The following is a 14,444-nucleotide window of genomic DNA, read 5'->3' as shown; positions in this document are numbered from 1 at the left end:
AGCTGTTTCATAAAACTGTATGAAAGGAAAGGGTGAATTATGCTTCTGTGGGAGACGATTAAAGGCTGGATCCTTGAAAAGAAAAAGTTAATAATAGTCGGTTCTTTCGTTGGATTTGCCATCGGAGTATATATTATTCATAACCAATTATCCGATTCAGTTCAGCAAGTTTCGGTTGATGAAAATCCGTTCCTTTTTATGGATGAAGAGGTGATAGAAGATCAGGAAAAGAAAGAAGCATCGGTGATTGAGGAAGATAAAAAAATGATGGTCGATGTAAAAGGTGCGGTGAATAAACTAGGAGTTTATAAAGTGGAAGAGGGAGAGCGGATCATCGATGTGATTCAAAGGGCTGGCGGGTTTACCGATGAGGCAGATGTGGATCAAATTAATTTATCTGAAAGGGTAACCGATGAGATGGTTATTTACGTTCCGAAAATAGGTGAAGAAAAGAAAACGCCACTCGTTATAGGGGGTGGTGGAAAGAAACAGGATCAGATTAATATTAATGATGCGGATGAACAATTATTGCAAACCTTACCGGGAATCGGTCCGAGCAAAGCCCAGGCAATTGTTCAGTATCGAAAAGAAAATGGACCTTTTAAAGAAATAGAGGAACTGATGAATATTTCTGGAATTGGAGAGAAGACCTTTGAAAAAATAAAGGATTCCATAACCGTACGTTAAGGTTAAGGGGATTTTCAGATACATTTTTCGGCCCTCCTTTCCGACTTCCTTTTTCTATTGACGCTACTGATTAAACATGTCTACACTAGTAATAGAATTTTAGATGGACCCACCTAGGAGGACGAAAATGGAACGAGAACGAATAACTTGGAACGAATATTTTATGGCACAAAGCTATTTATTGTCGTTAAGAAGTACGTGTAATCGGTTATCTGTCGGTGCAACGATCGTACGGGAAAAGCGAATCATTGCAGGTGGTTATAATGGTTCAATTGCAGGGGGAGACCATTGTTTAGATAAAGGATGTTATTTAGTGGACAATCATTGCGTTCGAACGATTCATGCGGAAATGAATGCATTATTACAATGTGCAAAATTCGGAGTATCGACGGAGGGGGCAGAAATTTACGTCACCCATTTCCCTTGTTTACAATGTACGAAGGCGATTATTCAGTCGGGCATTAAAACGATTTATTATGCAGAAGATTATAAAAATGATCCCTTTGCATTGGAACTTTTGGAACAGGCGAAGGTTAAAGTGCAAAAAGTACCCTTTGATAAAGAAATATTCGACTGGAAACATGAAGAAAAAACGATGTTTGTCCGGGATTTATTAAATCGAATGGAAAATGAAAAGGATGAAGAAATAAAGGACCAGTATTGGAAAAGGGCGAAGGAACTGTTTCCAAATTTATAAGAGAATAAAGGAGTGGTGGCCATTTTATACGGGTTTTTTGCCTATCTTGGCTTATCCGCTCTCTTTGCCTTCCTAACCTATCATTCCACCTCTATCGGCTTTTTTATCAGCCTTTTTCTCGGGATTTATTTTCGAAAAAAAATTGGAAAAAACCTTTTATCTTACCTTGTGCTTAGTTATTTTTTCTGGCTCGGTCTCTTTTATGTTACATTTACCAACGAACCGATTACTGATCCCAAACTGATGGAAACGATCGTAACGGTCCGAACGTATCCTGTGATCGATGGGAATGAGATGGAAACGGTTGTGTCCATGGATGATGGACATCTATATTTACTCAAATATTATTTTCGATCGAAGACGGAGAAGGAAAAATGGGAACAAATCCTTGAACCGGGGACCTTTTGCAAAGTACATGGAGAAATAACCATTCCTCGGGAACCGTCTAATCCGAATGGGTTTCATTATAGACGGTATTTGCAGTCGCGAAATATTCATTATCTATTTAACGTCGCACGCATGCAAAGTTGTGTAAAAGGAAAGGATTCAATCATCGACCGAATTCGACTCCTTCGAAAACAGGGAATTCAGGTAATTGAAGAGGCCTATCCGGATACAGTTTCTCCGATTGTATCCGCCCTTTTATTTGGCGAGAAGGAGAAAATCGATAGCGATTTACTCCAATCTTACCGTCAATTAGGTATCGCCCATTTATTGGCGATTTCAGGTCTGCATGTCTCGGTATTGACAGCTGGCATATATTATGTTCTTCTTCGAATTGGCTTCACTCGTGAGACAACACGGAATATATTGCTTCTTTTCCTTCCCGTCTATGCCCTTTTGGCTGGTGGCGCTCCTTCTGTAAATCGGGCGGTTATGATGGCGTGGATGATTATATTTTTTTCTAAATGGAAAAAGGCGATTCACCCCATAGATGCCTTAGGGATTTCCTTTCTTTTTTTCCTTTTGTACAATCCGTATATTCTTTACCATGTTGGGTTTCAATTATCGTATGCCGTCAGCTTCTCTTTAATTTTATCTAGTTCGATCATTCGCCAACGGAGGCCTTGGTATGTGAAAATCGCGTTCGTTTCCATGGTGGCCCAGTTCGGATCGATACCGATTCTTTTATTTCATTTTTACGAATTTTCCCTTCTCGGTATAATTCTCAATATTTTCTACGTACCATTCTATTCCGTCGTAATTTTACCCTTATCGTTTACATCCTTTTTTCTATTGTTATTTATCCCTTTTTTCGCCACCCCGTTCGTTTTCATCGTCTCTTTTTCCTTGAAAATTGCAAATGGTTTTGCCCAACGGTTTGCCGACTTTCCCCTCGCCACTTGGACTTTAGGAAAACCACCTCTTTTGATGTTATTACTGTTTTATCTCTTTTTTATCATTGGTTTTATGCTTATGGAAAAGGATTGGAAAAGGAAACGAGGGATGATGATCCTTTGTTTTTTCCTTCCCTTTTTGTTACAAATCGGCTATGTGAAATTTCATCCGTTCGGAGAAGTGACTTTTATAGACGTCGGTCAAGGGGATAGTATATGGATTCGCCTTCCTTTTCATCAAGGAAATTATTTGATTGATACAGGTGGGTACATTCCCTTTGAGGAGGAAGAATGGAAAAGGAAAAAAGAATCCTTCGATCCCGGTAAACGGATCGTCATCCCCTTTTTAAAAAGCAAGGGGGTGACGAAAATTGATAAATTGATACTAACCCATGGTGATCAAGATCATATCGGTTCAGCGAAAAACATCTTTTCCGAATTGAAAGTTGGTGAATTAATCGTAGGTAAGACATCGAAGAAAAGGGAGTTGGAAAGGGAAGTAATTCGTTTTGCTTTACAAAAGAAGATTCCTGTTAAAGAAGTGTCCCGAGGAATTCGTTGGCATATAGGGAATGGCCAATTTTTTATTTTAGCACCGAAAATGTACGCTCCTTCAGGGAATGATTCCTCCGTTGTTATTTATGCCCATATCGGTGGATTGGATTGGTTGTTTACCGGCGATTTAGAAAGGGATGGGGAAATGGATTTGACAAAAAATTTTCCAACAATGCAAGTGGATGTGTTAAAAGTCGGTCATCACGGGAGCAACACTTCGACTGAAGCGGCGTTTTTACAACAAATTCGTCCAAAAATAGCCGTGATATCAGTTGGGAAAAATAATCTATATGGTCACCCCCACGAAAGGGTACTGGAAGATTTGGAAAAAGCAGGTGCGACGATTTATCGAACGGATATTCACGGTGCAGTTACATTTCGGTATTTTATGACAAAGGGCTATTTTTCACCGATGTTAAAAAAATAAATCACCTTTTGTTTGAAAAAACATAGGATAAAATGAAAAGACTGCACCATTTCAAGGGCAGTCTTTTCAGAACGGATCGGTTATGATCCTAAAATTTTAATTACAGTAGCAATAATAAAAATCGTTGTGAAAAATCCGACTGATACGACCATACCGACCACTGAGTCGACGAAATCATTTCGTTTCGATTGAACATCTTGTTCGAATTCGTTCACAAGCACCCCTCCCCTTTCCGTTTTAGTATAATTGAATATTTAGAAAAAATCTAGCCGTTCTTTTCCTTTCATGACAACAGTTGTCATCTATATTTCGGAATTAGGAGGAAAAAATATATGTAACACCGTTGGGATATAAGTTCCTAGGGCTTATGTTTCAACGTTTATTATAAAAGGGGAATTGGTTTTATACCAATTCCTTTTTCTCTTGATAAATGTTGGCAGTTTTTTTACGATAAAAGAAAAGATATATTAGATCGGAGAGACGCCCGTGGTTTTGCAAATTTGGAAAGATATTCGAAAAAATAAATTGGCTCCCCTTTACGTATTATACGGAAAGGAACGATATTTAATCGATGAAACGAAGCGGTTGATTATTAAACATGCCTTAAATGGACAAGATAATGAATTCAATCTTTCTTCCTACGATTTGGAGGAGACGCCGGTCGAACAGGTAATCGATGATTGTATCACCGTTCCTTTTTTTAGCGATAAAAAGGTTGTTATCGCTGACAGGGCGTATTTTTTAACATCTGAAAAGAGAAAAGAAACGATCGAGCATAATTTACACGCCCTTGAATCCTACATAAACGAACCGGTTCCCTCGTCTATCCTCGTGTTAATTGCCCCATACGAAAAACTAGATGAACGAAAAAAATTGACAAAACTGTTATTGAAAAATACCGTATCCATCGAAGCAAAACCGCTTACGGAACGGGATGCGAAAAAATGGATTCGGGAACAGTTCGATGAGGAAGGATTCGAAATAACGGATCGAGGGTTAGATCTAATTTTCCATTACGTGGGTGCTAATTTAGCCTCCTTAAATAACGAAATTGAAAAAATCCTTTTATACGGAGAAAAAGGGGATCTAATCGATGAACAGACGGTGGAATTGCTAGTTGCAAAATCCTTCGAATCAAATATATTTTCCCTCGTTGATAAAGTCGTACATAAACGGTTGGATGAAGCTTTGGAAATTTACTATCAACTTTTGAAGCAAAATGAGGACCCAATTCAAATAGCCGCTGCCATCGGTTCCCAATTTCGGGTAATTTATCAATCGAAGGTTCTTTCAAAAAGGGGATATGGACAAAAGGCCATTAGTGGACAATTAAAAATCCACCCTTATCGAGTGAAATTGGCATTAGAGCAAGGACGTTCCTTTTCCTTCAATCAATTAATGGAAATAATGAATTCTTTGGCGGAGATGGATTATCAACTAAAAACGAGTTTTGGAAATAAAGAGCGGCTATTGGAACTATTCTTTTTCAAATTTCTACAAACATAAAAAACGATCCGGGTTTTTGGATCGTTTTTTCCTTTTTTCTTATGCATTTAATGAATTTACTTTTTTATAAAGACGGGATTTATAACGATTGGCAGCATTTTTATGAATAACCCCTTTGGAAGCGGCTTTATCGATTTTGCGTACAGCTGCAACTAAAGCTTCCTTGGCCTCGGCTGAATTATTATTCGTAACGGCCACTTCTACTTTTTTTACAGCTGTGCGCATCGTTGATTTCATCGCTTTGTTGCGAAGTCTACGAGCTTCATTCTTTTTTATCCGTTTGATTGCAGATTTAATATTTGCCAAGTCTCTTCACCTCCTAATGACCGGCGAATTCGTCAAATTTTTCACATTAAGAACAAATGATATTCTACCAAAGTGAGGGGAAGAATGCAATAGGATGAATCGAAAAACGTCCCTTCGTATGAAAAAAATGATGGATGGAAATAATGAAAAAAGATATCATGAAACGTTCTCAATATGTTCGTTCAGGTGAAGGAGGAAAAGAATTTGAACAATCAGTTTGAATCGTATTCCGTTCGTACAGATTTGGCCATTGAAGCAAAAGATATGATCGTCGAAGAACAGGTGGAGAAGGAACGAAAAGAGGATGAAATTGAAGGGGTGCATGTATCGGAACGGGAAGAAGATGGGATAAAAATAACGGAAATTGAAATTACGAAAAAAGGAGAATCGATCGTTGGGAAAAAGGCTGGTAACTACATTACGATCGAAAGCCCCGGGATACGAAAAAAAAATCAACTGGAAGAACAACGGACAGGGGAAATTTTTGCAAAGGAACTGCATAAACTTTTAAGAAAAATGAATATATCTGAAAAATCCGCTTGTTTAATCGTCGGTTTAGGAAATGGGAATGTGACACCGGATTCGCTAGGTCCAATTGTATGTGAAAACGTGTTGATTACTAGACATTTATTTGAATTACAACCGGAATCGGTCGAGGAAGGTTACCGCCCCGTTAGTGCACTGGCTCCTGGTGTGATGGGTGTAACGGGAATTGAAACGAGCGATATTATCTTCGGTGTCGTTCGAAAAACTCAACCGGATTTTGTCATCGTCGTTGATGCTTTGGCATCCCGCTCGATCGAAAGGGTTAATAGCACGATTCAAATATCGGATACGGGCATCCATCCTGGATCTGGAGTTGGAAATAAGCGGAAGGAACTGAGCGAAGAAACGTTAGGAGTCCCTACCATTTCAGTTGGAGTCCCTACCGTTGTCGACGCCGTAACGATTACAAGTGATGCAATCGATTTTATTTTGAAACATTTTGGAAAAGAGTTGAATGAAGGAAATCGACCTTCCCGAAAGTTAGCCCCCTTAGGTATGTCCTTTGGGGAAAAACGAAAATTAACGGAACAGGACGTACCGGGTAAAAAGGAGAGGGAAATGTTTTTTGGCATGATCGGCACCCTTGACGAAGAAGAAAAACGATCCTTAATTCAAGAAGTGTTGACACCTTTAGGTTATAACTTAATGGTAACGCCGAAAGAAGTAGACTTGTTTATCGAACGGATGGCAAATATTATTGCAACCGGGCTAAACTTATCCCTCCACCCATCTGTTAATCAATCTAGTAGCGGTTTTATAACCCACTGAATGTCGATGTGAACATGAAATTAAGTAATGGGTGATATCAATGATTCGGTTTTTTTTAAAAGTGCTATTCGGAATCGGGTTGTTATTTTTCGGTGTACTCATTGGGATTCAGGAAGCGAACAACGGTTTGTTGAAAATGAAAGGATATGAGGATCCGAATTTTAAAGATGCCTTTACGATCCAATATGATGAGGAAAAAGGATATAAGGCAACGATTTTCGGTGAATCGGTGGCGAAAAAAGATTTGGAAGAAAAAAGGGAACAATTGGAGGATATAGCCACATTTAATTTTTTTACGGAAATGGCGAAAAAAATTGGGCATTTCATCATGGGCATTTTTAATAAATCATCGTAACGAACATTTTCAAGGGTAGAACATCCCTTGTTTTTTATTTTCAAAAGAACGGTGTTTTTTCAATAATTCGATTGAATCTAAAAAGGGGGACTGATATAATCTAAGCTAGTGATTTTCTCTAATTCTACAGGAGTGAACGAAGGATGAATCGTGAAGAAAAATTGGAAAGACAAAAGAGGATTCGAAATTTTTCCATCATCGCCCATATTGATCACGGGAAATCGACGTTGGCCGATCGAATATTGGAAGAAACCCATGCATTAACTGCGAGGGAAATGAAAGACCAGTTATTAGATTCCATGGAACTGGAAAGGGAACGTGGAATTACAATTAAATTAAATGCGGTACAAATTTCGTACAAGGCGAAGGATGGTCAAGAATATATCCTCCATTTAATCGATACCCCGGGTCATGTTGACTTTACATATGAAGTATCGAGAAGTTTAGCCGCATGTGAAGGGGCCATTTTAGTTGTTGATGCCGCCCAAGGAATTGAAGCACAAACGTTGGCAAATGTGTACTTAGCTTTGGATAATGACTTGGAAATTCTTCCAGTTATTAATAAAATCGATCTTCCTAGCGCAGAACCGGAAAGGGTTCGACAAGAAATTGAAGATATTATCGGATTAGATGCATCCGATGCCGTATTAGCTTCGGCAAAGGCCGGAATTGGAATTGAGGAAATTTTAGATCAAATTGTCGAAAAAATTCCTGCGCCGTCGGGTGATCCGGATGCTCCCTTACAAGCGCTTATTTTCGATTCCCAGTATGACCCTTATCGGGGGGTTATCGCCTATATTCGGGTGATAAATGGAACTGTGAAGGTAGGAGATCGAATTCGGATGATGGCATCTGGAAAAGAATTTGAAGTCACCGAATTAGGGGTCTATTCGCCAAAACCGGTAAAAAAAGAAGAATTAATGGTTGGAGATGTGGGCTATTTAACGGCTTCGATCAAAAATGTGAGCGATACTCGGGTCGGTGATACGATTACAAGTGCGATAAATCCAGCCAGTGAGCCTCTCCCGGGCTACCGGAAACTAAATCCGATGGTGTTTTGTGGTATGTATCCAATCGATACAGCGAAATTTAATGATTTACGGGAGGCTTTGGAAAAGCTTCAATTAAATGATGCGGCATTACAATTTGAGCCGGAAACATCGCAAGCGCTCGGTTTTGGCTTTCGATGCGGTTTTCTCGGCCTATTGCATATGGAAATTATTCAAGAACGAATTGAACGGGAATTTAAAATTGACTTAATCACCACTGCTCCGAGCGTTATCTATCATGTTTATTTTACGGATGGAACCCTCGTTCAAGTGGATAATCCATCGAATATGCCCGATCCCCAACGAATTGAACGGGTTGAAGAGCCCTTTGTCAAAGCGACCATTATGGTTCCCAATGATTATGTCGGGCCGATCATGGAACTTTGTCAAAACAAACGGGGAAATTTCGTTGACATGCAATATTTAGACGAAACTAGGGTTTCGTTAATTTATGAATTACCTTTATCAGAAATCGTCTATGACTTTTTCGATCAATTAAAATCGAGTACGAAAGGTTATGCTTCCTTCGACTATGAATTAATTGGATACCAAGCGTCTAAATTAGTAAAAATGGATATTTTACTGAACGGAGAAAAAGTGGACGCATTGAGTTTTATCGTCCATAGGGAATCGGCCTATGAGAGGGGAAAAGTCATCGTAGAAAAATTGAAAGAAATCATCCCGAGACAACAATTTGAAGTACCCGTCCAAGCGGCGATTGGAACAAAAATTATCGCAAGGTCGACCATTAAAGCGATGCGGAAAAATGTGTTAGCAAAATGCTATGGAGGGGACGTATCACGAAAAAGGAAATTGCTTGAAAAACAAAAGGAAGGAAAAAAACGGATGAAGCAAGTCGGCTCTGTTGAAATTCCTCAAGAGGCGTTTATGGCTGTCTTGAAAATTGATGAGGATTGATGTTGGAAATGTTCGAACGACTTTTAAACGTGTAAAAAATAAATGAGAGCTGGAAGGATCCGGATTTTTCATGGGGTTAGCTTATGGAAACAATTCCTAACTAACCTCTTTTCCTATTCTTATAATGAGGTGTAAAATATGGCAAAAGCCGTCTATATTCATATTCCCTTTTGTACCCAAATCTGTCATTATTGCGATTTCAATAAAGTCTATTTAAATAGACAACCCGTCGATGATTATTTGATCGCATTGAAAAAAGAAATTCACATGACGTTGGAAGAAGCTCCAACGAGTTTGATAGAAACGGTTTTTATTGGAGGAGGCACACCGACAGCGTTAAATGAAAGCCAATTGGAATTTTTATTAGAGTCGATCCATCAAACCCTTCCTACAAATACATTGAAAGAATTTACCATCGAGGCAAATCCTGGGGATTTAAATGGGGAAAAAATCCGTCTGCTAAAGGATGGAGGGGTTAATCGGCTCAGTTTAGGTGTTCAAACATTTAATAACGAATTGTTAAAAAAAATCGGCCGGAACCACAGTGTACAACAGGTATATGAAACGGTAGATGCGGCGAAAAAATACGATTTTGAAAATATTAGTATCGATTTAATGTATCGTTTACCAGGTCAATCCATGAAAGATCTTCGCCATTCCTTACTCGAATTTAAAAACTTACAAATTCCCCATGCATCCATCTATTCGCTTATTATTGAACCGAAAACGATCTTTTACAATTTGATGCGAAAGGGAAAACTTCCATTGCCTTCCGAAGATGTAGAAGCTGATATGTATCAATTTATTATTGACGAGATGGCGTCCTATGGATATAAACAATATGAAATAAGCAATTTTTCCAAACCCGGTTTGGAAAGTCGCCATAACCTTGTTTATTGGAACAATGAATCATATTATGGATTCGGTGCTGGTGCCCATAGTTATTTACATGGAATTCGATCTTCAAATATCGGACCGGTAAATCATTATATTCAAGCCGTTAATGCACACCGTTTACCGAAGAGAGAAAAACGGTCTTTAACAAAACAGGAACAAATGGAAGAGGAGATGTTTTTAGGACTTCGAAAAACCGCCGGAGTATCTGTATCGAAATTTACCCAAAAATACGGTATCGATCCGTTACACCATTATGATAAGCAAATTACCCAATTAGTCGAAAAAGGTCTCCTTGAAGTCGGAGACGGACAAATCCGATTGACAAAAAAAGGATTGTTTTTCGGCAATGTCGTATTTCAGTCTTTTATTGAAGTTTAAAACATTGACATTGTATGGCCAATTTGTTAACTTATTAATAGATTTAGCACTCATTAATAAAGAGTGCTAAAAGGAGTGATGGTAATGTTAACGGAGCGGCAACTGTTAATATTGCAAGTCATAATTGATGAATTTATTCGATATGCCCAACCGGTCGGATCGAGAAGTTTGGCAAAAAAAGCAAATATTTCCTTTAGTTCGGCTACGATCCGTAATGAAATGGCGGATTTAGAAGAACTCGGTTTTATTGAAAAAACCCACACATCTTCTGGAAGGGTTCCATCGGAAAAAGGGTATCGATTTTATGTGGATCATCTTTTATCGCCTGAAATGATTTCGCAACAAGATTTGGATAAAATCAGATCCTTATTTACCGAACGGATTTACGAATTGGAAAAAATCATTCAAAACTCGGCGAAAATATTGTCCGATTTAACCGAGTATACAGCGATTGTACTCGGACCAACAGCGAAGGAAAATCGTTTGAAACGATTTCAAATTGTTCCATTAAATGATGATACTGCAGTTGCCATCATCGTAACGAATACTGGGCATATCGAACATAAGCTATTTAGTTTTCCAGGAACCATCACCCGATCGGATATTGAAAAAATGGTCAACATTTTAAACAGCCGATTAAAGGACGTTCCGTTGATTCGTTTGCGTGAAAAATTGTTTCATGAAGTCGTTACGCTATTTAAACATCATATGGAAAATTATGAATATCTATTGCAAACGATCGCGGACGTACTCAATATAAACCAACATGAGAAACTATATTACGGCGGTAAAATGAACATGTTGAAACAACCGGAATTTCGAGATGTGGAAAAGGCTCAAGAAATCTTTTCTTTAATTGAAGATGAAGATGGCGTTTATCAATTGTTGAGAAAAATGCCCTTTGGATTAAATGTAAAAATAGGATCGGAAAACCGTATTCAAGCGATGGAAGATTGTAGTTTAATTACTGCAACGTATAGCATAGGTGATGATCAAGTGGGGACGATTGCCATTTTAGGACCGAAACGGATGCAATATTCACGGGTTATTTCCGTTTTAAACTTGTTAAGTAAACAATTGACTGATTCCTTATCGAGACTATACGATTCTTAACTCCATCATTCCTTTTCGATTCAAATTTGTTTTGGAATCGTTGTTTCATTAAAGAATTTGATCCATATCTAGGAATAAAAACAGAAATTCATTTTGGGCCAATTGGGGACATCCCCATTTTGTTTTTGTAGGAGGTGACGAAATGGCTGATGAAAAAAAAGAAAAACAAATGGAAAATGGCATGGAAGAGGAAAAAATAGAAAAAGCAAAGGAAAATTTAGAATCTGCCGTTGATCAGGAAGGAAATACCTTTCTTTCACAAGAGCCAACGACTGAAGTGATTGAAGATCATCCAATGGAGGAAAAATCAGAAGATCAACAAAATGATGAAAAAATTTCTTTACTTGAGGAGCAGATTGAAAAATTGAAAAAGGAACTGAATGAAAAGGAAGATCGATTACTGAGAGTTCAAGCAGACTTCGATAATTATCGAAAACGAATGAAAAACGAAATCGCCAATCTCGAAAAATATCGGTCCCAAGCATTAGCTACCGATTTATTGACGAGTGTAGATAATTTTGAAAGGGCGTTAAATACCGAAGTCAACACTGAAGAAGGGAAATCCTTATTAGAAGGAATGGAAATGATTTATCGGGGAATTTTAGAGACGTTTAAAAATCATGGAATCGAACAAATTGATTCGGTAGGAAAACCGTTTGATCCTCATTACCATCATGCTGTCATGCAGGGGAATGATGAAAATTATGAAAAGAACGTTGTAATTGAGGAATTCCAAAAGGGATACATATTGAAAGACCGGGTCATTCGCCCGGCGATGGTAAAAGTAAATGAATAATGTCTAAATTTTTCTTTTTAGGAGGTAAAAGCTATGAGTAAAATTATTGGGATAGATTTAGGAACGACAAATTCCTGTGTATCTGTTTTAGAAGGTGGGGAACCGAAAGTAATCCCGAACCCAGAAGGAAACCGTACGACCCCATCGGTTGTCGCATTTAAAAATGGAGAACGATTAGTTGGTGAGGTGGCTAAACGTCAAGCGATTACCAATCCAAATACCGTAATCTCTATTAAACGACATATGGGAACAGATTTTAAAGTAGAAATAGAAGAAAAAAAATATACCCCTCAAGAAATCTCAGCCATCATTTTGCAACATTTAAAATCCTATGCAGAAGAATATTTAGGTGAACCGGTAACGAAGGCGGTTATTACTGTTCCTGCCTATTTCAATGATTCCCAACGACAGGCGACAAAAGATGCAGGGAGAATTGCTGGTTTAGAAGTTGAACGGATTATCAACGAACCAACTGCAGCTGCTTTATCTTATGGACTAGATAAAACAGAAGAAAATCAAATCATCCTCGTTTTTGACTTAGGCGGTGGTACTTTCGACGTTTCCATTTTGGAACTTGGAGACGGAGTGTTTGAAGTTCGAGCGACGGCAGGGGACAACCAATTAGGTGGCGATGATTTCGACAAGGCGATTATGGATTACTTAATTGACCAATTTAAAAAGGAAAATGGTATCGATCTTTCCAACGATAAAATGGCTTTACAACGCTTGAAAGATGCTGCAGAGAAAGCGAAAAAAGAATTATCCGGTGTAACGACTACGCAAATTTCTTTGCCTTTTATATCCGCTGGTCCTCAAGGTCCTCTTCATTTGGAAGTCACGTTGACCCGGGCGAAATTTGATGAACTGACAGCTGATTTAGTAGAACGAACGATGGGACCGACCCGACAAGCGTTAAAAGATGCGGGACTGTCCCCAAATGAAATCGATAAGGTAATTCTCGTTGGAGGTTCTACGCGAATTCCGGCTGTTCAAGAAGCTATTAAAAGGGAAATTGGTAAAGATCCTCATAAAGGTGTTAACCCGGATGAAGTGGTAGCGATGGGTGCGGCTATTCAAGGTGGTGTAATTACCGGGGATGTGAAAGATGTCGTACTTCTCGATGTTACACCTTTATCTCTCGGAATTGAAACGTTAGGCGGCGTATTCACAAAATTAATTGAACGAAATACAACGATTCCTACGTCGAAATCGCAAATTTTCTCAACGGCAGCAGATAACCAAACGGCGGTGGACATTCATGTGCTTCAAGGAGAACGTCCGATGGCTGCAGATAACAAAACTTTAGGACGATTCCAATTGACGGATATTCCACCTGCACCCCGTGGTGTTCCGCAAATTGAAGTTACATTTGATATTGATAAAAACGGAATTGTTAACGTCAGTGCGAAGGATTTAGGAACTGGAAAACAACAAAAAATTACGATTAAATCGAATACTGGTTTGTCGGATGAAGAAATCGAGCGGATGATTAAAGAAGCAGAGGAAAATGCGGAAGCCGATAAAAAACGTAAAGAAGAAGCAGAACTTCGCAACGAAGCAGATCAACTATTATTTACAACGGATAAAACGTTAAAAGATTTAGAAGGCAAAGTGGATACTAGTGAAATTAAAAAGGCAGAAGATGCGAAAAACGAACTGAAAAAAGCGATCGAGAACAATAATCTCGATGAAATTCGTGCGAAAAAGGATGCTTTATCCCAAATTGTCCAAGATTTAACGGTGAAACTATATCAACAAACAGCCCAACAACAAGGTGGAGAACAACAAGGACAACAGGAAAAGAAACCGGATGACAATGTCGTTGATGCAGATTTTGAAGAAGTGAAAGATGATCAATAATTCTTTTCGAGTGAACACGGTTTTTTTCGATAAGCGGATCGACGTTCATTCGCCAATTTGAAAACTAGTTATACACATATAAAAAGTCAAAGTCAGGTTCGCTTGGCTTTGACTTTTTATATGGAAGAAAAGCAAACATTGACCATCTGATCCTTCTCACATATTTTCATCGTCTAAATATGGATCAAACCCCATGATTCATTCGAATACAATAAATATGAAAAATGTGATTGAATAGGAATTGCATAA

Annotated in this window: 13 protein-coding genes; 11 read left to right on the top strand and 2 right to left on the bottom strand. The window is 38.5% G+C overall.

The window, feature by feature from the left end; translation table 11 throughout:
• The first annotated feature begins 39 nt into the window (after positions 1–39).
• The 3 genes from OE105_RS07725 (at position 40) to OE105_RS07715 (ending at position 3,703) form a co-directional block, all read left to right on the top strand.
• Positions 40–687, top strand: coding sequence for a helix-hairpin-helix domain-containing protein (locus tag OE105_RS07725; protein WP_275419632.1), 648 nt, complete (start codon positions 40–42; stop codon positions 685–687).
• A gap of 127 nt (positions 688–814) precedes the next feature.
• Positions 815–1,384 carry a ComE operon protein 2 gene (locus OE105_RS07720; RefSeq protein WP_275419631.1) on the top strand — a complete coding sequence of 190 codons (570 nt, stop codon included), beginning with the start codon at positions 815–817 and terminating at the stop codon, positions 1,382–1,384.
• A 15-nt stretch (positions 1,385–1,399) separates the two neighbouring features.
• Positions 1,400–3,703 carry a DNA internalization-related competence protein ComEC/Rec2 gene (locus OE105_RS07715; protein ID WP_275419630.1) on the top strand — a complete coding sequence of 768 codons (2,304 nt, stop codon included), beginning with the start codon at positions 1,400–1,402 and terminating at the stop codon, positions 3,701–3,703.
• Between the two features lie 80 nt (positions 3,704–3,783).
• On the opposite strand, the gene OE105_RS07710 is transcribed toward OE105_RS07715, so the two are convergent.
• Positions 3,784–3,918, bottom strand: a complete 135-nt coding sequence (locus tag OE105_RS07710; RefSeq protein WP_275419629.1) for a YqzM family protein — start codon at positions 3,916–3,918, stop codon at positions 3,784–3,786.
• Positions 3,919–4,189: 271 nt separating this feature from the next.
• Here OE105_RS07710 and holA point away from each other — a divergent pair, with 271 nt between their 5' ends.
• Positions 4,190–5,209: a DNA polymerase III subunit delta gene (gene holA / locus OE105_RS07705; protein WP_275419628.1), complete on the top strand. Its 1,020-nt coding sequence runs from the start codon at positions 4,190–4,192 to the stop codon at positions 5,207–5,209.
• A gap of 39 nt (positions 5,210–5,248) precedes the next feature.
• Here holA and rpsT read toward each other — a convergent pair whose 3' ends face one another.
• The gene (gene rpsT, locus OE105_RS07700; RefSeq protein WP_275419627.1) at positions 5,249–5,515 is read right to left on the bottom strand and encodes a 30S ribosomal protein S20; all 267 of its coding nucleotides are present in this window, start codon (positions 5,513–5,515) and stop codon (positions 5,249–5,251) included.
• 174 nt (positions 5,516–5,689) lie between these two features.
• Between rpsT and gpr the strand changes: the two genes are divergently transcribed.
• The 7 genes from gpr (at position 5,690) to dnaK (ending at position 14,195) form a co-directional block, all read left to right on the top strand.
• The gene (gene gpr / locus OE105_RS07695) at positions 5,690–6,829 is read left to right on the top strand and encodes a GPR endopeptidase (protein WP_275419626.1); all 1,140 of its coding nucleotides are present in this window, start codon (positions 5,690–5,692) and stop codon (positions 6,827–6,829) included.
• A gap of 40 nt (positions 6,830–6,869) precedes the next feature.
• A complete protein-coding gene (locus tag OE105_RS07690; RefSeq protein WP_275419625.1) occupies positions 6,870–7,184 on the top strand; it encodes a DUF3679 domain-containing protein in 315 nt (104 codons plus the stop codon).
• A gap of 143 nt (positions 7,185–7,327) precedes the next feature.
• Positions 7,328–9,151 (top strand): translation elongation factor 4, encoded by a 1,824-nt coding sequence (gene lepA / locus OE105_RS07685; RefSeq protein ID WP_275419624.1) that lies wholly within the window; start codon positions 7,328–7,330, stop codon positions 9,149–9,151.
• Between the two features lie 138 nt (positions 9,152–9,289).
• A complete protein-coding gene (hemW, locus tag OE105_RS07680; RefSeq protein ID WP_275419623.1) occupies positions 9,290–10,426 on the top strand; it encodes a radical SAM family heme chaperone HemW in 1,137 nt (378 codons plus the stop codon).
• A gap of 84 nt (positions 10,427–10,510) precedes the next feature.
• Positions 10,511–11,539 (top strand): heat-inducible transcriptional repressor HrcA, encoded by a 1,029-nt coding sequence (gene hrcA, locus OE105_RS07675; RefSeq protein WP_275419622.1) that lies wholly within the window; start codon positions 10,511–10,513, stop codon positions 11,537–11,539.
• 142 nt (positions 11,540–11,681) lie between these two features.
• Positions 11,682–12,335, top strand: a complete 654-nt coding sequence (gene grpE / locus OE105_RS07670) for a nucleotide exchange factor GrpE (protein WP_275419621.1) — start codon at positions 11,682–11,684, stop codon at positions 12,333–12,335.
• Positions 12,336–12,368: 33 nt separating this feature from the next.
• On the top strand, positions 12,369–14,195 hold the full coding sequence (gene dnaK / locus OE105_RS07665) for a molecular chaperone DnaK (protein ID WP_275419620.1): 1,827 nt from the start codon (positions 12,369–12,371) through the stop codon (positions 14,193–14,195).
• Positions 14,196–14,444 lie beyond the last annotated feature (249 nt).

It is taken from the genome of Fervidibacillus halotolerans, from assembly GCF_026547205.1.
GTDB lineage: Bacteria > Bacillota > Bacilli > Bacillales > Caldibacillaceae > Fervidibacillus > Fervidibacillus halotolerans.
This window is presented reverse-complemented; position numbering and strand designations above follow the sequence as displayed.